The following is a 19,880-nucleotide window of genomic DNA, read 5'->3' as shown; positions in this document are numbered from 1 at the left end:
GGGATATCATGGATTTTATTGGTGCATACTCCGCCGATAATTTGAAGTTTTTGCTGGACGGACTGTATATTACGCTGATCGTTGCCTTTGTATCGATCATTCTGAGTTTTGTCATTGGCTGTATTATTGGAGTCATCCGTTATTCAGAAGTGCCGGTATTGTCTCCGGTGATGTTCTACCTGGTCGAGCTGATCCGTAATCTGCCGCTGCTGCTGATTATATTCTTCATCCGCTTCGCCTTGCCGGAGGTAGGAATTAAGCTTGGACTGATTACGGCGGCGATTGCTGCACTAACGATATTCGAGGCGGCGATGATCGCTGAGATTGTACGGGGCGGGTTGACGTCCATTGATAAAGGGCAGATTGAGGCTGCACGTTCCTCCGGTCTCAGTAATTTTCAGACTCTGTGGCATATCGTGCTCCCCCAGGGACTGCGTCGTATGGTTCCGCCACTGGTCAGCCAGTTCATTTCGCTGCTGAAGGACACCTCACTCGCGGTAGTCATTTCATTGCCGGAGCTGATGCACAATGCGAATATCGTAATCGGGCACAGCTATGGCTATGCTATACCGACGCTCGCGCTTGTGGCACTGATCTATTTCACCGTAAACTTCCTGCTGTCCATGCTCTCCAGAAGACTTGAGAACAAAACAGCATAAATCGAGCGGGTTCGGGGCAAAACCGTATAAAATAAAGTGCGGGTATGATACTATAGTTGTCAACATCTCTAGGCAGGAGCAGTGGCGATGGGACAATCTATTCTGAGAATGAGAGTTGCAGAGATTCTGCTGGTAGCGGTCGTTACCGCTGTGGCCGGTGAATTCAAAATAAATCCGTTTGATGGCGACATCTTCCGGATTGCTATGGGCAGCAGCGCTTTTCTGCTGTTTTTGCTTTTAATGAGGCAGTTGCCGTATATCAGTACAGGCATTGCTACGGGTGTGGTCGTCCTGCTGTTCCGGACCGCAATGGATGCAGTAGAAGGAAGCGGACTGACGTTTGAGCAGAGCCTGAACAGTCATTTCTCCGCGATGGTCTATTATATTGTGTTCGCCATGCTGATGCATGCCATCAAAAGCCGGCTGGATACCTTCCATCCGCTGGTGCTGGGCGCTGTTGCCGCGGTAATCGATCTCTTGTCGAATGAAATGGAGCTGCTGACCCGGCTGATTGTACTGGATTCGGCCTCCTTCCGGCTGAACGAATGGACGTATCTGATGGCGATCGCTGTCCTGCGTACGTATTTCACGACGGGGGTATACAGCAGTATCTCCGTCAGCCAGATGCGGATCAGGGCGCGTGAACAGAACGAACGGATCGAGCAGATGCTCGGCTTCGGCTCCGGCCTGTACGGGGAAGTATTCTATCTCAAGAAGTCGATCGGAACGCTGGAGAATGTGACTCTAAACAGCTTCGAGCTGTACCGCAATCTGAAGGCCGGGGAAGGACCGGAGCCGTATAGCCGCCAGGTGCTGGATATCACCCAGCAGATCCATGAGGTGAAGAAGGATTCCCAGCGGATTCTGGCCGGGCTTGTGAAGCTGGTGGAGCGCGAGGTTACCGGTGATATGCCGTTATCGGGAATTCTGCGGTTCACGGTCAAGAGCAATGCCAAATACGCCGAAATGCTGGGCAAGCAGGTCAATTTTCATATTCATATTACCTCCGATTACACAACCGACAGTTATATTCCTCTGCTGACTCTGCTTAACAACCTCACTGCCAATGCGGTGGAAGTCATCAAACGTAAAGGCAGCATCAACCTGGATGCCTATGAGAAAGACGGCATGACCATTTTTACAGTGACCGATAGCGGGGCGGGGATTCATAAACGCGACCTGGAGCTGTTGTTCGAGCCGGGTTTTACTACGAAATTCGATGAAGAGGGAATCGCCGCTACGGGGATTGGACTCTCTCATGTACGGGATATAGTGAATATGTTCGAGGGAACGATTACCGTTCAGCCGGTGTCACATGCCGGAGGGGCCATGTTCCAGATTATTGTGCCGAGCGCAAAGCTGCGGAAGGAGGAATAGAGAATGCCACTTTCTTTCTGTATTGTAGATGACGACGCGTCGGCAAGAAGAATGCTGCAGCATATTATTGAGGATAGCGGACTTGGCGAAGTGGTGGGTACGGCGGAATGCGGGCAGGAGGGGGTAGCCCTGATCCTGAGCGAGACGCCGGATATTGTGCTGATGGATCTGTTGATGCCGGACCAGGATGGTATTGAGACGATCATTTCCCTGCAGGCGCAGGGCTGCCGTTCCAAGTTCGTGATGATCTCACAGATTGAGAACGGGGATATGGTCAGCCGCGCCTATAAAAGCGGGATCGAGTTCTTCATCCGCAAGCCGATCAATAAGATTGAAGTCGAATCTGTGCTGTACAAGGTGAATGAACGTTATGCGATGGGCCGTTATCTGGATGAGATTAAGCTGACGCTAGGCAAGCTGGAGGGGCTGCAGTTCGGAATGCCGCAGATGCCGTCCGGCAAACGCTCCGTCAAGGAGATTATCCAGCCGATTCTGATGAATATGGGAATGATCTCGGAGAATGGCAGCCGGGATATTATCACGATCATGGAACTGGTGGTGGCGGGGGGGAACAGCGGGAGCCTTCCGCCGCTCAAGGAGTTGTATGAAATGGCAGCCGCTACATATAAACCGGTGCCAGCCGATGCTGCCAAGGAAGTCAAAGCGATTGAACAGCGTCTGCGCCGCGCGCTGGCTGCCGGACTGGCGAACCTTGCTTCCATCGGTCTGACGGATTACGGCAATCCGAAGTTCGAGCATTATGCGCCGCTGTATTTCGACTTTGAAGAAGTACGCCTGAAGATGAAAGAGATTGAACAGGGGAGAGACACCGGCAAGGTGAAGGTGAACATCAAGAAGTTCCTGCAGGTGCTTCATTTGGAAGTGCTGGAGGGGATGGGCCGCTAGAGCGGAATGGATACGGAAAATGAAGCAAGGAATAAACCTCCGGAACCGCTGCCCAGCGGACTGGCGGTTATTTTTTTGAGATTGATAGCAGGAACCGGGAACGATGCAGAAGTTTCATAATAGTAGGCCTCATGCGTTACAATAGTAGCAGGCCGACAGGCAACGGGCTGTTGCCATGCGGATAGCAGGATAAGGTGGAGGACTCATATATGATACGAACGCTTGCGGTAACGCATAAGGGTGAGGTGCTGACTGACCTGCCGCTTCAGAGTATAGTGCTGGATAACTATGCCTGGATTTGGGCGGATTTTGCCATGCCTACGGAAGAAGAAACATTGCTGCTGGACACTTATTTTCATTTTCACCCGCTGGCCATTGAAGACTGTATGCATGTGCTGCAGCGACCGAAGCTGGATTATTACGAGGAAGTGCAGTTCTTCGTGCTGCATGCGCTTAATGAGCGTACGTTGGAGGCGGAAGAGGTCGATCTTTTTCTCAGCAAAAAATTCCTCGTTTCCTACCATCACCAGAATAAATCGGAAATGGAGGAAGCGTGGCAGATGGTCCAAGCTGAAATTCATAGCCGTAAGGGCTGGTCGGGCGGGCCGATGGCTGCTGCTTACACCGTAATGGACAAGCTGGTCGACAGGTATTTCCCTTCGCTGTACACCCTGGAGGATGAACTGGCAGATCTGGAGAGCAAGAGCGACAGTGAATCGGTGGAAGAGCTGATGAGCCAGGTGTTCAACGTGCGCGGAAGACTGCTCAAGCTGCGCCGGACCATCGTGCCGATGCGTGATCTGATGTACCGGATCGTCAACTCGCAGCATGTGCAGAGCAACGGGGAAGAACGGATCTACTTCGGTGATATTTATGATCATCTGCTGAAGCTGACCGACATGATTGAAGTTGACCGGGAAATGACCGCCGATCTGCGTGACAGCTACATCTCGCTCAACTCCAACCGGATGAATTCCATTATGAAGACACTGACGGTGATTACTACCGTATTTATGCCGCTGACGCTGATCGCCGGAATCTACGGGATGAACTTCAGGGTGATGCCGGAGCTGGATTGGGATTATGGTTATTTCGCGGTGCTGGTGCTGATGCTGGTGCTGGGAGTTGGAATGTTCAGATGGTTCCGGCGGAGCGGCTGGTTTAAGTGAGACCGTGCAGAGAACCGGACAAGGAGCAGCGGTATAAAAGAATGGTTATGGCTGACGACGCACGGGTATTCTTGGAATACAGCGGCCTCGCAGCAGACAGACAAGGCGTGTTAAACGCCGCCGCTTAAGAACGACGGCGCTTAACAGAGGAAGGGGCCCCGGTTTTGCGGCTCTTGGAGGTATTTTTGCGGCGCTGCGTGGTTGGGCGTCTTTTTTTGCGCCGTTTGGGGGTATACAGTGCCGCATCTTCTTCCGCCGCAAGTGCTCCCGCTGCGGTTCCCTTGCCTTTGCCGAATCCGCCCATCACGAGCTTCACCATGGGAGCCATCTGTGAAAATCCCTGCATGACCTTCTGTACCTTGCCCATGGAGTTGACGATCCCGTCAATCCCGCCCATCCGGTCGACAATTCCCTTGATCTGCTCCATATTCGCCAGACTCCCGAGGTTGCCCAGCCCGCCCAGCAGACCCCCGGCCTTCGCAGTAGCAGCTTCGGCAGCGGGCACAACAAGTGCGGTATCGGCAGCTTCAGCACCGAAGGCAGGCAGTATTCCGGGTTCTCCGGGAAGCGGGGCAGGGGCGTAGGAAGTGAGTCCCGGATAGGGTGACGGATTGTACGGCTCAGCCAGTGAACGCCCTTCCCTGCGGGAATGATTATAGTAATGCTCAGGCATAATATCACATTCCTTCGTTAGTGGTTTGCTATACTGTATGTCATGGGCGAACATACGGTATAGACGAATGCCCGGGTAACCGGGATACTAGCGGAAAAGGGCGAATGCCTACAAGTACCCTCTGGAAGTGAAGAAACCGTGTCCATGCTTGATTTCGTGAGGTTTTGTAGTACTATAGTTAAGGCGGTAAATCCTATGAAGCTAGGGAAAAGGGCCGTTAGCCCCATGAGCGGTGTGCGCCCAGGGTGGACGTTTGTCCATCATTTTCGTTCTTTACAGCGTGAAACCGTTAATGCTTGAAAAATGTGCTCCAGTGCAATATAGTAGAGGCAAGATAGTCACATTAAATTTATGCTTACGAGTATCCATTTTGTATGGACCAAACTTTTAGGGGATGATAAACGATGCAGCTTAAGAAGCTAAACGATAAAAGTATCGATCAATTATTTGAGGCTATTTTAACATTGAAAAATATGGAAGAATGTTATGTGTTCTTTGATGATTTGTGCACAGTGAACGAAATTCAATCGCTCTCGCAGCGCCTTGAAGTCGCGCGGATGCTGGGCAAAGGGTCTACATACAATCAAATTGAAGCAGAAACAGGTGCCAGTACAGCAACAATCTCCCGTGTGAAGCGCTGCCTGAACTACGGCAATGACGGTTACAAGCTCACGCTGGAACGTCTGGGACGATAACTGATGCAGCCGGGTGTGCTGATGATCAGCCACGGCTCCCGCGATAAGACCTGGGTGTCGATCGTAGAGGAAGCCGTGAGTCATTTATCGCTGGGGGAAGAGATTCCCGTGGCGGTATCTTTCCTGGAGCTGGTAGAAGGGCGATTGATCCAAGACGGTATAGACGAGCTGGAACGTGCAGGGGTCACAGATATTATTGTGATCCCCTTGTTTGTTTCTTCCGGCAGTACGCATATCGATGAGATAGAGTATGCACTGGGTGCTAAGCCGGTTCCGGAACGGGAGACGGATCTGGAGCGGTTCAGGGTCACAGCGCGGATTCATTACGGCTATCCGGTTGACGACGATCCGGACATTGCCCAGATGATCTGGGATAAGCTCCGTGGGCTCTCGAAGCATCCCGAGCGGGAGACCCTGCTGCTCGTCGGACACGGCAGCATTCATGAGGGCTTCCGGCAACGCTGGGAGCAGGGGATCTCCTCACTCGCGGCGCGGGTACGGGACATAAGCGGGCTGGCTGCGGCTGATTACGGGCTGCTGAATCCGGACAGCGTAAGAAGCAAAGTGGAGTATTGGCAGGAGCAGGGCCATGATGTACTGGTGGCTCCGCTCTTTTTAAGTGAGGGGTATTTCACCAAGGCTGTTATCCCGCAGCGGCTGGAAGGGCTCAGTTATGCCTACTCCGGCCAGACCCTGCTGCCGCATCCGCTGCTGCCGCGCTGGATTGAACGGCAGGTCGAGGCGGCGCTACAGCGTCTGCGGGGCCGGGGTTAGAAAATAACAAAAAATCAAGAAATCTGGGGGCGGGCAGTGGCAGAAAGTCCAAATAGTCACCGTAGAAAAAATAGAATGCGTCCAGTATTTATTTTGGCAGCCGCCGCATACATATATCTATACTTTCTGCCGGGCTGAGGGGTCTCCAGCGCTGCGCGGGAGTATAAATATAATCCTCTGAAGCTCCCTGACATTGCTTGTGGGGTCCTGAATTGGGTATAATCAGTAAGGTTATCCATTATATAAACAGGTGGCGTTCCGGTAATGAAAACTGCGAGATTGATTTATAATCCCACTTCTGGTCGGGAAGAAATGAAAAGACGACTCGCCGATATTTTAGACCGGCTGGATGTTGGCGGCATTGAAGCCTCCTGTCATGCAACAACCGGAGAGGGCGATGCCACAGCAGCCGCAGCTGAGGCTGTAGAGCGCGGTACGTATGATCTGATCATAGCTGCCGGAGGCGACGGTACGCTCAATGAAGTAATCAACGGGATGGCTGAGAAGCCTAACCTTCCCCCGCTCGGCTTGTTACCGCTCGGGACTACCAACGATTTTGCCAGGGCTATGGGCATTCCGAAGAATTGGGAGGATTCCTGCGACCTGATTCTGCGCCAGGAGTCGCGCCTGATTGACCTCGGCAAAGCCAATGACCGTTATTTCATTAATATAGCCGGCGGCGGCCAGCTGACGGAGCTTACCTATGAGGTTCCCAGTAAGCTGAAGACCATGATGGGCCAGCTTGCCTATTACCTGAAGGGTATAGAGAAGATGGCCAGCCTTGCTCCGCAGGAGCTGTACATCCGCGCGAACGGCCAAGAGATGATCCATGACGAGTTCATGCTCTTCCTGATCGCCAATACGAACTCCGTCGGCGGCTTCGAGAAGCTGGCTCCTGGGGCCAGAATTGATGACGGCCTGCTCGATGTAATTGCCGTCAAGAAATGCAACCTGGCCGAATTCATCCGGCTGGTCCGGCTTACGATCCGCGGTGATCATCTGAATGACAAGAAGGTCATCCATTTCCGCACCGATGCAATGGAGGTTACTTCGCCCGGCCACGTCCTGCTTAACCTGGACGGCGAACTCGGCGGCACGCTGCCGGGCAATTTCAGTATTCTGCCGCATCATCTGCGGATCTTCGCGCAGAATAATTAACAAGATTAATAGTGAAGATAATGAAAGAAGTGAACCTATACACATGAGTAAACACCGCAGCGGGCGCAGCGCAAGCCGCCGGGAACAAGGACCGGCCTCTGTCGCCGGACTGCCAGTGATTAAGAATGATGAGGTCCTGCTCGATATTATCGGCATGACCCATGAAGGTGAAGGGGTAGGCCGCGTAGAGGGCTTTACCCTTTTTGTGCAGGGCGCTCTCCCCGGTGAGAAGGTCCGCGCCAGAGTGCTGAAGACCAAGAAGCAGTATGGCTATGCCAAGCTGATGGAGCTGGTACAGGCTAGCCCCGACCGTATAGGGCCGCCTTGCCCGATCTATGATCAATGCGGCGGCTGCCAGCTGCAGCATATGGATTATACCGCCCAGCTGGCGTGGAAACGGCAGCTGGTGGTGGACAACCTGGAGCGGATCGGGAAGCTGCAGGTTGCGGGTGTGCCAAACGCAGGTGCTGCAGGGTCTCCGGGTGCAGGTGCTAATGTGGCAAGTACAATGGCTGCGGATTCCCTGAACGAAGGAATCGTTGTCCTGCCTACCCTTGGCATGGACGAGCCTTGGCGTTACCGCAACAAGGCTCAGGTGCCGATTGGCGTGACCGACGGCGGTCTGGTCGGCGGATTCTACGCACGCGGCAGTCACCGGATCATCGACATGGAGACCTGTCTGATTCAGCATGAAGACAATGACAAGGTCGTTGCTGCCGTGAAGAGCCTTGGCCGTGAGCTTGGCATTACCGCCTATGACGAAGAGACCGGCCGCGGGCTGCTGCGCCACGTTGTGGTGAAGAAGGCCTTCCGCACCGGCCAGATGATGCTGGTGCTGGTTACGAATGGCCGGGATATCCCGCATCTGGATGCCTGGCTCGGCAGTATCCGTGAGCAGCTTCCTGAAGTGGCGAGCATCTGCCAGAACATTAACACCCAGAAGACTAATGTAATCTTCGGTAACGATACCCGCGTCTTATGGGGCAGCGATGTCATCTACGATTATATCGGAGATGTGCAGTTCGCTATCTCAGCGCGTTCCTTCTACCAGGTGAACCCGGTCCAGACCGAGGTACTGTACGGCAGAACCCTGGAATACGCTGCGTTAACCGGAAGCGAGACTGTAATTGATGCCTACTGCGGCATCGGAACCATCTCGCTGTTCCTGGCCCAGCATGCAGACCAGGTCTACGGGGTGGAAATTGTGCCTGAAGCTATAGAGGATGCCCGCGCGAACGCGAAGCTTAACAACATGAGCAATGTGAAGTTTGAAGTCGGCGCTTCAGAGGATGTCATCCCGGCCTGGAAAGAGCAGGGCATCACGCCGGATGTGATCGTCGTCGATCCCCCGCGCAAGGGCTGCGACCCGCGCCTGCTGGAGACAATCCTGCTGATGAAGCCGGAGCGTGTGGTGTACGTATCGTGCAACCCGTCCACCCTGGCCCGGGACTTGCGGGTGCTGGAGGATGGCGGGTACAGAACAGTGGAGGTCACTCCGGTGGATATGTTCCCGCATACGGTGCATGTGGAGTCGGTAGTGAAGTTAGAAAGAAGATAAAACAAAGTCATATCAATGAGTATGAAGCCACTGAGTGTTATATTGCACATTCAGTGGCTTTTAATTGTGGAAATATCCACGCACTATTATAGGAACAAGTGTATATTACTAATGAAGTGAATGAGCGTTCAGTGCAGTTGCTTTTTACTTTTTTTTATTGTTAACCATACGAAACTTAAGCCATAAGAAGTCAGTAGTATTGAAACAAGAAGGATGATTTCTGTGAAGTGTGATAGAGAAATGGAAAAAATTGTTGATGAGAATCCGATAATGGTCCATTGGATGACATAGACTGAATTTATATTTTTGCTTAAGCCAGTCATGAAGGCTATCACTGGACCTTTGGTTTGATTAAATAATAAATAGAGTAGTCCGATCCATCCTATTACCAAGATAATGTTAAAAATCATACCTGTGAATGTCATAAAGAAGAATGAATGTTCATCAACAAACATACCCTTTTTAGCGATAAAACAATAAGCGATATAGGTTAATGAGATGGCGAGGGCGAGTGGTGTGACCTTAAAGAAGAAGCCTTTTTTATCTTTTAAATACCGATATAAGTGAGCAAAATAAAACCCTGAGACAACAAAAATAATCCAATTCACAAATGGAAAGGTCACATTGCCATTTGTCGGTATGATTAGACCAACGATATCAGCAATGAGAAAATTGTCTGATTTGAACAAAAAAATATCTCCTAAGAGTGAACAAATGAGGGCGATGACAATAACGGCTGTGGAAGGAATATTTAATTTCTTGACAATGCCAATAAAAATAAATGCCAAAGCTGCGAATTGGAGAATATCCATATAAAAAAGTTATGAAGTGCAGTCATATTGAATGCGTCTCCAGCAATAAATGTTCGTATTGTTTCAGGGATGATCCACCTGCAGACATTCAGAACAAATCCAATAACAAAGAGATGTAATCCTCTACTAAATAAATCAGATGGGTGGTTCTTACGGGAATAGGTAATGCCCATCCCCATAGTAAACATAAAGACAGGAGCAGCAAAAGGAGAGCCTAAAATACTGACAGCGAAATCCTCAAAAGCACCATAGGTTGGTACTTCAAATACACCAAGAATATGTTGCCAAATCATAAAAATAACTGCGAGACCTTTTGCAATATCCAATTCCTTTTGACGCCCAGTGTTTACAGCTTCTTCCGAAAAGAAGCTTCTTAGATGAATAACTTTTAACATAGTATTCTCCTTATAAGTGTGAAGTATAATCTTATACTCCAAGTTGGATTAAATGGGGGTAATGGGCCTCTTTTATGCAGTTTATCTATTTATGATTGTTGGATTTCATGATCTTTATAAAATTAAAGAACCCATCATCAAACCCATCATGATCATCTGAAGGGTCTTCATGTTGGAAATGGGGATCTGGATAGTGTTCATTGTAAAATGCATTGATTTGAAAGCCGCATTTATTCACGTAAAAGTGGATGTTTCTCTTTTCAAAGTAAGGTGTACCAGTTTGCCAGACTAGAGTATTTGGATATTTTTCTTCGATTGCTTGCCACACTTCAAAACCAATGCCCTTGCTGTGATGTTCTGGTTCGATAAAGAAAAAGTCCAAATGATTATGGTTTGTTACGTCATTAATAGACACAATAACGCCGCCGATACGATGGCCGCTCTTGTAGATGTTATAAGTTTCTGCTCCTTTGCTATAAAAATTTCTCTCAATATCTTGGTCGGGTGGAATAAGCTTGTCAGAAGCATCTTCATCCATGACTATTATGGCTAGAGAAAATGCATGCTGAAGTCTCTTTTTAAACGACGTTAATCCGGATTCAATGACGGGTTCGAAGATGAGTTCATTCATTTTCATTTTTTTTTACCTTCTCCTGTTTGATATTGTTCAGTGATGTTTCAAGAGATACGACAAATTCTGAAATGACATGTGTCACAATGTCTACACATGGCTCTAAAGTGGATCTAAATGCATCACTTTCAGCGGTGAAAACATCTGAAAAGATGGTTGTAAGATAGTCATTTCCAGTTTCTGTTAACGATAATTCCTTTTCTTTATGACCGGTAGGAACAAGATCTATATATCCTAACTTTACAAATTTCCGAGTGACTGAGTTGATCGTTGTGCGAGGTACCTGCCATTCATCACAGATTTGGCGTTGTGTATGTGGTTTCCTGTCTGAAAGGGCGTATAATAGCACAAATTCATTCTCATGGACCCCTATTTGCTTAGCAATAGAGTAATATAAGCCGTCTAGTTTATTGATTGCAATCATAAAGTTTAGTATTTTTGTGCGTTCAGAATTCATAGTTGATCTCCTTAATAATAATACGATATCGGATTGACAATAATACGATATCGTATTATTGTCAAGGGTTCATTATCCATGTGCAGTGCACCTCCTGATTTCGCTTAATTACAAGACCGCATGCCTTTGCGAGAGAGGGGACGGTCTATTTTCGTTTTATATTAAAATGATTCGTGCATTACCCGTATTTAGACTTTCCCTTCCTGTTGTTAATATGAAAATTGTTACAGGGAGTAATTGGCGTTTAAGCACTGCTGGAGAAAGCGTATACAATTAACATTTGGAAGGGAAGGGCAACGTGCGGTTACTGCGCAAGACGTTTTGACGGATCGGTGTAGTCAGCGAAAGCTGGGCTGCATTCAACTGTCAGGGCTGTAGATCATCGAGGCCTTCTACCCGTCCGCTCTTGTGAATGCGCTTTCAAATTATGTCTGCCATTTATGTTCAGAAGGAGGTGTGTGTATTGACCGTCAAGCTAGACTTGACGTAACCCAAGGAGAAAATATTAACAAATGCGATATTTTCCCCGAAACAGCATCTTAACTGGGGTAACTCTATAGCCAGACTTTAGAGACTTCCTCAAGAAAAGGAGTCAGACTAAGATGAACAATAGAAAATGTGTAATCAGCATCTCCCGCCTCCTAGTCATCATCATGTTGTTCTCCGTATTCACGTATACTCCTGTCCCGGCTGCTGCGGCCGGAGAAGAATTGCCAGTTGAACTGAGCGACCTTATTGCTCAAGCCGAGGCTCTAAAAACCGGCAATCCGGAATTCCCGCTCCAAGTCAGCCAGTCTGTCTATGGTTCCGTCTATGGTTCTGATGTGAACCAGGCTTTGCCCTGGGTGCATGTCGACGAACTCCAAGCTCTTAATGATGCGCTTGAGCTCGCGCGTAATGTGAACACTCCCGCCGACGAAGCTATAGCCATTCTTAAAGCAGCCATAGTCACTTTCAATGAAAATATTAAGTCAGACGGCTCCGATCCTTATTTCCGTCTTGATCCGGGTCCGGGTAAGGTTCCTGTAAAAGTTACCGCGCCCACGAATACCTGGACGGCCAGAACTCCGCTTGACAACCGTGTCCCCGCTGACTTTGCCGGGGGCACGTTCAAGACGATCCCGTATCCTTTTGCAGATTCCCAAGGTAAAGCTGAAGTACTCCAGATTCATTACGCCCATAACGGAAAAAGCACGTTCGGCGGCATAAGTCTGGAATCCCCGTTGTCCCCGGCCGTAAATGTCACAGAGGGTTCAACGATTGAATTCGATGTCTACTATCCCAAGAGTGCGCAAGGCAAATTCATGAGATGGAGAATCAGAAATACGGGCACTAACCTCGATACCTATCTTAGGGATTACCAGTACAACAACCTGAATCCTGACTGGGTGGGCAGCTACAACGGTGAATCCTGGTTGAAGGCGCATCACAGCATTACTGCCTCAACGGGCAATTCCTCGAACTTCATTCTTGAGCTACATGGCGAGAATGCCCGTCCTGCAGAAACCGGTATGCTGCTTGTCGCCAACATTGAGATTACCGCACCTGATCCTAGTGGCGTTGCACTTCCGAATGTAGTCAACAAGGAAAACCAGAGTGCCGTAGCGCCTCTAAAGAGTCTGTACAATAAGGAGAATGGCCTGTTCATGGTCGGCGCGATCGGCACGGGACCCGTAACCGGAACCCGCGCCAATCACTATGAAATCTTCGTCGACGGCAACAATCTGAAGGCCGATGGTACGCATCCCCGTGGCCCGGAGTGGCTGAAAAGCGTTAGCGGCGAGGCCCTGAACGGCGCAACCACTACCCCTGGATTAGCGGAATATAGCTTCCCGACCAATTCTTATCAGGCGATCAGGGATTCCGGAACTCCCGGACAGTACAAGTCTCACGGCCATGTTCTGGCATGGTACAACCAGGCCCCCGGATGGATGACACAGATGATTCCCGCGAACCTTACTTCCGGGTATAATGGCGGGACCGATTTCTACGGACTGGGCAACGGCGTCACAACTACGGTCAAGGTAGACAAAGAAATGGCGAGAAGGGTGCAGTTCAACCACACCATGTATGTGATGCGGCACTTCCTGACCACAGATACGAAGTACGGCTCCAGCGAATCCCGTGGCGTCATTCCCTTTAATTCCTGGGATGTACTCAACGAAGAGGTTCACGAGAGCCGCCACAGCGAACTCATCCCCGGGGATGCGAACAGCTGGAGAACTAGCCTGAAACATACCAACTGGCTTGCTGCCATGTCGGATGATCAGATTGGCGGCGACATCACCGACCATTACATTTACCTGCTCTTCAAAAACGCGCACATCGCGGCTCCCAACGCCAAGATGGCGGCAGCTTACAAAGCCAATTACACTAATCTTCCGGAGTACATGAAGCTTGATGGACACGACAACGACGGCAGCATTGACACTTACATCGTTGACAATCCACCGAAGCTGACCTATAACGATTACGGACTTGCGACCCGCAGCAAAGCGAGAACAGTATACAATATGGTTCTCGAATTAAATACCGCATGGCGTTCCGATCCGCTGTATGACGGAAGACCCCTGATCGAAGATATCGGTATCCAGGGACACGATGCGGTGGGGAAGACCCTTGCGAGCGATAACCAATATGCGATGGCCCTCTATGCCTCTCTCGTTGACCGGGGCCTGCTATCAGGTATTACTTATTCAGAGCTTGACCTTAAGGTACCGACCGATGCCCCCGGAGGAGGCGCGACCGCTCCCGCAGTGCTCAATGTGAGACAGTCGGATGCCCTTGGTTATCAGTACGCGCTGCTGTACAAAACGTTTAACAAGTTCGCCCCGTATATCGATCACATCATCAGCTGGGGAGTATCCGGTTCCGGATGGCAGGGAAGCTATGTCCTGTTTGACGGTCAGAGCAATGCAAATGCCGGCTACTATGGCGCCATGAAACCGGACAGATTCATTCTTGGACATTCGTATCTGGATGGTTTTTTTACAGGCGAATTCGAGAAAATTCAGAACGATGTCATTGACCTTGGCGATCTTGGAGTCTATAGACCCCGCAGTGTGAATGCGGACCTCAGCAGCTTGACACTGAGCGCGGGAACACTCCAGCCTGCGTTCAACACAGCCACCACAGAGTACGATGTTTCTCTAAAGGATGCTGACAGCATTACCGTGACAGCGGCAGCGGCAGACAGCAGGTCATCCATTAAAGTGAACGATAAGGTGGTTGCCAGCGGTACAGCTTCTGAAGCTATAGCGCTGACACCTGGAACAAGAACGGATATAAAGGTTGAGGTAACAGGTGCAGACGGCAGGGTCAAGACGTACACTCTAAAAGTAGTCAATGGCAAGACGGAGACTCCGTCCACTCCGGAACCAGGAACACCATCTGCAACACCTACGCCTGCAACATCTTCAACGCCTGCACCTGAAGTACCTTCAGCCCCTGCACCTGCAGCTTCTGCAACACCTGCCCCTTCCGCACCAGTGGTACAGGGTCAGACAGTAACCATGCAGGCGACAGTGAACAAGGGTACAGCATTGGTTAAGGTATCGGATCTGGCAAAAGCAAAGGAATTCATGGAGAAAAATGTTACCCTGGACATTCCTGCCGCGCAAGGAGTGAATTCATACTCGGTAGGCTTGCCTGCTGCAGCACTGACAAGCGGAACCAAGGATGACAAACTCACCATTTCCACAGAAATCGGTCAGGTCGTCATTTCCGGTAATATGTTGACAGGCGTGGCTGAAAGCAGCGGCAAGGAAGTAGCGCTGGAGATTGGAAAAGGCGACAAGTTGGGGCTCCCGGCGGAAGTGAAGGCGGCTCTCGGTGATAGGCCGTTCATTCAGCTTAGCCTTAAGGTAGACGGAAAAGAAACGGCCTGGAGCAATCCCGGTGCACCTGTAACCGTATCCGTGCCTTACAAGCCGACTGTGGACGAATTGAAGAAACCCGAAATGATTGGGGTCTGGTACATTGACGGAAGCGGGAATGTGATGACCGTACCAAGCGGACGGTATGCTTCCAAGACCGGTAGGGTAACCTTCACAACCACTCACTTCGGCGACTTCGGTGTAGCTTACGTATCCAGGACATTCACAGATCTCGGAAAGGCCGCATGGGCCAGAAACGCGGTCGAAGTCCTTGCATCCAAGGATATTCTCAAGACTGAGGGCGGTGAATTCCATCCGTCAACCGAGATCACCAGAGCAGATTTCCTGTACTCCCTCGTCAGGGCACTTGGCTTGACTGCCAAGGGAAATGGGAATTTCAGCGATGTGCAAGAGAATGCTTACTACTATAATGAAATTGCCATAGCCAAAGCACTTGGTATTACGAACGGCCTGGACAACGGCAGATTCGGCAGCGCTCTTAAGATCACAAGACAGGACATGATGGTGTTGACCGAAAGAGCCTTGAAGCTGGAGAAGAAGTTGAATAACCCGGGTGCGGCTGAGGATCTGGAGAAATTCTCTGACAAGTCCAAAGTGGCTTCCTATGCGGTGAACAGCGTAGCTGCCATGGTGAAGGAAGGATTGATCGAAGGCAGCGGTAACAAAGTCAATCCGGCCGGCAACACCACCAAAGCAGAAGCTGCGGTATTCCTCTACAGACTGTATAATAAGTAAGAGATTCGCATAAGAATGTGGAAACCGTGACAGCTATTGCTGGCACGGTTTTTGCTATGTGCGGCGAAAATATGGATATACGGGATTAAGCACAAGCGTGTAAAAGAACGCAAGAAGACGCTCGGGAATTGCTCCCCGTAGCGTCTTTATTTTTGCGTTTTTGACTTGTTGAGGTATGGCGCAGATCGTGGAAGCGGATATAGCGTAGGTTGTCCGCTCGATTTCCATTTCCACCCTTGAGAATGGATTAATCCAAGCCTCGGTCATGCACGCGTTCCAGAATATTGCTGAGGGGATTCTGCCATTGACCTATAGGTCAGTCACTTTTTTCGTATTAACACGAATTCCTCCTTCTTTACGTTTTTCCGCATATTCAGCGGTTGCAGTAAAGAGTAAGTCCGAGGATGAATTAAGCGCAGTTTCAAAAGAGTCCTGCAACACGCCGATGATGAAACCTACACCAACGACCTGAATGGCAACATCATTCGAAATGCCGAATATGCTGCACGCTAGAGGAATCAGTAAGAGCGACCCTCCAGCAACGCCTGAGGCTCCAGCAGCAGCTACGGCAGATAGGATACTAAGAATAAGCGCTGTTCCAAAATCCACTTCAATGCCAACTGTATGAACAGCAGCGAGAGTCAAGACGGAAATCGTAACCGCTGCACCCGCCATATTAATGGTAGCACCTAAGGGAATGGACACCGAATAGGTATCCTTATCAAGCTCCAATTGTTCACATAAGCTCATGTTGACTGGAATGTTTGCAGCAGAGCTGCGAGTAAAGAATGCCGTAATCCCACTTTCCTTCAGGCAATAAAGAACAAGCGGGTAAGGATTTCGGCGGATTTTCAGATATACAATCACTGGGTTAACAACAAGCGCTATAAATAACATACAACCAATAAGCACGAGAAGTAGTTTACCGTAATCAAGCAAGGATGAAAGTCCATTGGCTGTAATAGAATCATACACAAGTCCCATGATGCCCAGAGGCGCCAGGTTGATTACCCACTTAACGATATGGGATACCGCATCAGAAAAGTTAGTGAGCATTATCTTTGTACTATCATTGGCACCTTTTAGAGCTATACCAAGAAGGAGAGCCCAAGTCAGGATACCTATATAGTTGGCATTCATTAGGGCGTTTACTGGGTTGTCGACAACCTTAAACAGCAAGCTCTTCAGTACTTCTACAATCCCGTCAGGTGGAGATAGGTCGTCCGCACCCGTTACAAGTGACAAGCTCACCGGGAAGATAAAACTTGCAATAACTGCAGTTAGACCGGCCAAAAAAGTACTTAACCCATATAGAGCAATAATCGACTTCATATTCGTCTGGTGGCCCTTTTTATGCTGCGAGATAGCAGTCATCACTAAGAGCAGGACCAATACAGGCGCGATGGCCTTTAATGAGGATACAAACAAGGAACCGAAAATGGTGAAGCCTGTTGCATCAGGAAACGCTAAAGCCAGGATACTACCAATTATGATCCCCACAAATATTCGTTTTACTAGGCTTACTTGATTCCATTTGAGCAATAAAGCGTTCATGTATTCCCTCCGGTATCAATATGGAAATATAACTAAGCCCTACAGCTTTACTATGTTGATACATAGCCGCTTTACTATGTTAAGGCAATTATATTTAGGCTAGTTTAACACGGAAATAACCTTCTATGTAAGAGTGGGAGAAACTGTGCGTAATTTTTCACTTATACAAGTGTAGGATGGACAAACTTTAAGAAGCATTTATAAGGTTCCTATTCCTTATTTGTTCAAATAAACCTACATTGGCCTCACCTCCCTGCCCGAACCTTCTTGATGTCTGGCTATTTTTGTTAGAAGAAAATGCTTTAGACCATTGTTGGCAGGATCAAGATTCATAGAGTAGTATGAGGGTTAGGTGATCTGTACTCCCGGAGGAAGGGAAGCGGGCTCTAGGATGAATAGAACAGCCCCATACGTGTGAAGATAAGAATGACGAGGTGCAGAATGAATCGAATATTACTTGTTGAAGATGATGATAATTTGGCGTTTGGGATGGAATATACCTTAACTAGTGAAGGGTATACCGTATTCGTTGCCGGGAGCTTGGAGGAAGCCCAAAAGGCATTCAGGGGAAATGCCGTCGATCTTGTTTTATTAGATGTAAATTTGCCTGATGGTTCCGGGTACGACCTCTGTAAGGAAATCCGGATATCGTCTCAGGTTCCTATCATATTTTTGACGGCTTTGGATGAGGAGACCAATGTTGTTGTAGGGCTTGATTTGGGAGCAGATGATTATATGACCAAACCAATCCGGACCAAAGAGCTTTTATCCAGAATGAAGGCGGTATTAAGACGGAATCATAAGCCTAAGGCTGAAGTGAATCGATGGATGTCGGGCGATATTGAAGTCCGGGTATATGAAGGCACGGTGTTCAAGTGCAATCAGGAGCTTTTGCTGACGGGGCTCGAATACCGGTTGCTGCTTGTGCTCATCACTCACCCAAAACAAATTTGCAGCAGAAGCACTCTTCTTCACAGTCTATGGGATATGTCAGGCGAGTTTATCGATGATAACACCCTTTCGGTCCACATCAGAAGATTAAGAGAGAAGATTGAGGATGTCCCGGCTGCACCGAAATATATCAAAACTATTCGAGGAGTCGGTTACAAATGGAATGCAGACGTCATCGGACGATAATCCATGATTGAAGTCATGCGTAATCCAGAGTGGAAATCAATTGCCGGTAAAGCTCTTGTACTTCAAGTCCTGCTGGCGGTACTCGTATTCGTTGGTATGAACTACCAAGTCGGACGTATCAACGAAACGATCGCGAATCAGAATGCTGCGCTCATTGGTCATGTGTTGAATGAAGAGCCGCAATTGGAAAATCAAATCATTCCCTTTATCACTCAGGGGGCAGAACGAAATGAAGTTATAGCAGGCAAAAGGATATTGGCGCAGTATGGATACAGCGAAGCCATGTCAGTCAAAGATAACCCCGTCCTTTCTGGCATCTCCTGGCCCATCATGACGACAGCCCTAGTGCTAATGTTTATTATTCCACTCATGTTGTTGTTGCTTGGGGAGTACCGCCGATTGTTTGGCAAGATCAGGACGGTGGCTGCCGCTGCAGAAGAAGTCGTAGAGCGTCATTTCGATAAACCGCTGCCCGAGAACGCTGAGGGTGACTTTGGTGCGTTGGGACGCAGCTTCAATACGATGGCGGGAAGGCTTCAGAACAGTCTGGAGCAACTGAAGCTGGAGAAGAGCTTTCTGCACAATTTGCTCTCTGATATTTCACATCAGCTAAAAACACCGATGGCATCCCTCATCATTTTTAATGAGAATTTGCTGAATGAGCCTAATATGAATAAAGAAATGCAAATGAAATTTCTGCAACGCAGCCAACAGCAGCTCGAGCGGATGGATTGGCTGATCATCAGTTTACTGAAGCTGGCTCGCGTCGAAGCTGGCGCAATCGTGTTTCACAAGGAAGAGACTCGATTAAGGGAACTGATCGACAATGCCGTACATACGTTGCGTTCGTTATCCGAGGGAAAGAGGCAGACAATCTGTATCCACGGCGGCGAGGATATCATTGTACTGGTGGATGCAGATTGGCTGACAGAAGCTTTTATTAATTTGATTAAAAATGCGCTGGAGCATACACCTGGGGATGGGGAAATCAAGATCGTTATGGAAGAAAACCGGTTATTTTATACAGTCAGCATTTGCGATAACGGAGAAGGGATTTCTCCGGAGGACCTGCCTCATGTGTTCAAGCGATTTTATAGCGGGAGAAGCGCATCAAAGCCGCAAAGCGTTGGCATTGGCCTGTCGTTAACCAAATCCATCGTTGAAGGACAAGGCGGGATGATAACGGTAGATAGCGAACCGGGAGTAGGGACGGAATTCAAGATTTCGTTCGTTAAAGGCAACGGATGAAGGGGAAGCTTACGAAAACGTAAGCTTCCCCTTCACTGTATCGTAA

At 49.1% G+C, this 19,880-nt stretch carries 18 protein-coding genes; 12 read left to right on the top strand and 6 right to left on the bottom strand.

Features of this window, described 5'->3' with window-relative positions:
* Window positions 1-8: 8 nt before the first annotated feature.
* The 5 genes from MKZ24_RS01120 (at window position 9) to MKZ24_RS01100 (ending at window position 4,239) form a co-directional block, all read left to right on the top strand.
* Complete coding sequence (locus MKZ24_RS01120; RefSeq protein WP_042133429.1) at window positions 9-659, top strand: amino acid ABC transporter permease; 651 nt, start codon at window positions 9-11, stop codon at window positions 657-659.
* Window positions 660-746: 87 nt separating this feature from the next.
* Window positions 747-2,036: an ATP-binding protein gene (locus MKZ24_RS01115; protein ID WP_042232461.1), complete on the top strand. Its 1,290-nt coding sequence runs from the start codon at window positions 747-749 to the stop codon at window positions 2,034-2,036.
* A gap of 3 nt (window positions 2,037-2,039) precedes the next feature.
* On the top strand, window positions 2,040-2,942 hold the full coding sequence (locus MKZ24_RS01110; RefSeq protein WP_042232463.1) for a response regulator: 903 nt from the start codon (window positions 2,040-2,042) through the stop codon (window positions 2,940-2,942).
* Window positions 2,943-3,151: 209 nt separating this feature from the next.
* Window positions 3,152-4,111, top strand: a complete 960-nt coding sequence (gene corA / locus MKZ24_RS01105; RefSeq protein ID WP_042232465.1) for a magnesium/cobalt transporter CorA — start codon at window positions 3,152-3,154, stop codon at window positions 4,109-4,111.
* Window positions 4,108-4,239, top strand: a complete 132-nt coding sequence (locus MKZ24_RS01100; RefSeq protein ID WP_340781058.1) for a hypothetical protein — start codon at window positions 4,108-4,110, stop codon at window positions 4,237-4,239. Before corA ends, MKZ24_RS01100 begins: the two co-directional genes overlap by 4 nt.
* On the opposite strand, the gene MKZ24_RS01095 is transcribed toward MKZ24_RS01100, so the two are convergent.
* Entirely contained in the window at window positions 4,236-4,784 is a 549-nt protein-coding gene (locus MKZ24_RS01095) for a tyrosine protein kinase (protein ID WP_340781057.1), read from the bottom strand. The two genes, MKZ24_RS01100 and MKZ24_RS01095, sit on opposite strands and share 4 nt — an antisense overlap.
* Before the next feature lie 404 nt (window positions 4,785-5,188).
* Between MKZ24_RS01095 and MKZ24_RS01090 the strand changes: the two genes are divergently transcribed.
* The 4 genes from MKZ24_RS01090 to rlmD all read left to right on the top strand — a co-directional run bounded on the left by MKZ24_RS01090 (window position 5,189) and on the right by rlmD (window position 8,969).
* Window positions 5,189-5,479, top strand: a complete 291-nt coding sequence (locus MKZ24_RS01090) for a YerC/YecD family TrpR-related protein (protein WP_019913624.1) — start codon at window positions 5,189-5,191, stop codon at window positions 5,477-5,479.
* Between the two features lie 3 nt (window positions 5,480-5,482).
* Window positions 5,483-6,253 (top strand): sirohydrochlorin chelatase, encoded by a 771-nt coding sequence (locus tag MKZ24_RS01085; RefSeq protein WP_197073030.1) that lies wholly within the window; start codon window positions 5,483-5,485, stop codon window positions 6,251-6,253.
* Between the two features lie 264 nt (window positions 6,254-6,517).
* Window positions 6,518-7,411 carry a diacylglycerol kinase gene (locus MKZ24_RS01080; protein WP_042232470.1) on the top strand — a complete coding sequence of 298 codons (894 nt, stop codon included), beginning with the start codon at window positions 6,518-6,520 and terminating at the stop codon, window positions 7,409-7,411.
* 43 nt (window positions 7,412-7,454) lie between these two features.
* Window positions 7,455-8,969, top strand: coding sequence for a 23S rRNA (uracil(1939)-C(5))-methyltransferase RlmD (rlmD, locus tag MKZ24_RS01075; RefSeq protein ID WP_042232473.1), 1,515 nt, complete (start codon window positions 7,455-7,457; stop codon window positions 8,967-8,969).
* Between the two features lie 128 nt (window positions 8,970-9,097).
* Here the strand turns inward: rlmD and MKZ24_RS01070 are convergent, their stop codons facing one another.
* The 4 genes from MKZ24_RS01070 to MKZ24_RS01055 form a co-directional block, all read right to left on the bottom strand.
* Window positions 9,098-9,658, bottom strand: a complete 561-nt coding sequence (locus MKZ24_RS01070) for a hypothetical protein (protein ID WP_340781053.1) — start codon at window positions 9,656-9,658, stop codon at window positions 9,098-9,100.
* 62 nt (window positions 9,659-9,720) lie between these two features.
* Window positions 9,721-10,176: a heparan-alpha-glucosaminide N-acetyltransferase domain-containing protein gene (locus MKZ24_RS01065; RefSeq protein ID WP_340781051.1), complete on the bottom strand. Its 456-nt coding sequence runs from the start codon at window positions 10,174-10,176 to the stop codon at window positions 9,721-9,723.
* An 85-nt stretch (window positions 10,177-10,261) separates the two neighbouring features.
* Window positions 10,262-10,813: a GNAT family N-acetyltransferase gene (locus MKZ24_RS01060; protein WP_197073031.1), complete on the bottom strand. Its 552-nt coding sequence runs from the start codon at window positions 10,811-10,813 to the stop codon at window positions 10,262-10,264.
* Window positions 10,800-11,264: a MarR family winged helix-turn-helix transcriptional regulator gene (locus MKZ24_RS01055; RefSeq protein ID WP_340781049.1), complete on the bottom strand. Its 465-nt coding sequence runs from the start codon at window positions 11,262-11,264 to the stop codon at window positions 10,800-10,802. The genes MKZ24_RS01060 and MKZ24_RS01055 overlap by 14 nt, the downstream gene beginning before the upstream one ends.
* Window positions 11,265-11,866: 602 nt before the next feature.
* On the opposite strand from MKZ24_RS01055, the gene MKZ24_RS01050 reads away from it, so the two are divergent.
* On the top strand, window positions 11,867-15,895 hold the full coding sequence (locus MKZ24_RS01050) for an S-layer homology domain-containing protein (RefSeq protein WP_340781048.1): 4,029 nt from the start codon (window positions 11,867-11,869) through the stop codon (window positions 15,893-15,895).
* Window positions 15,896-16,204: 309 nt separating this feature from the next.
* On the opposite strand, the gene sstT is transcribed toward MKZ24_RS01050, so the two are convergent.
* The gene (gene sstT / locus MKZ24_RS01045) at window positions 16,205-17,449 is read right to left on the bottom strand and encodes a serine/threonine transporter SstT (RefSeq protein WP_340781046.1); all 1,245 of its coding nucleotides are present in this window, start codon (window positions 17,447-17,449) and stop codon (window positions 16,205-16,207) included.
* Between the two features lie 441 nt (window positions 17,450-17,890).
* Here sstT and MKZ24_RS01040 point away from each other — a divergent pair, with 441 nt between their 5' ends.
* On the top strand, window positions 17,891-18,586 hold the full coding sequence (locus tag MKZ24_RS01040; RefSeq protein WP_340781044.1) for a response regulator transcription factor: 696 nt from the start codon (window positions 17,891-17,893) through the stop codon (window positions 18,584-18,586).
* Window positions 18,587-18,589: 3 nt separating this feature from the next.
* Window positions 18,590-19,834: a HAMP domain-containing sensor histidine kinase gene (locus MKZ24_RS01035; RefSeq protein ID WP_340781042.1), complete on the top strand. Its 1,245-nt coding sequence runs from the start codon at window positions 18,590-18,592 to the stop codon at window positions 19,832-19,834.
* Window positions 19,835-19,880 lie beyond the last annotated feature (46 nt).

Source organism: Paenibacillus sp. FSL R7-0297, from assembly GCF_038009025.1.
Classification (GTDB): Bacteria; Bacillota; Bacilli; order Paenibacillales; family Paenibacillaceae; genus Paenibacillus_AQ.
The sequence above is the reverse complement of the archived record's forward strand: the minus strand, read 5'-3'. Positions and strand labels throughout refer to the sequence as shown.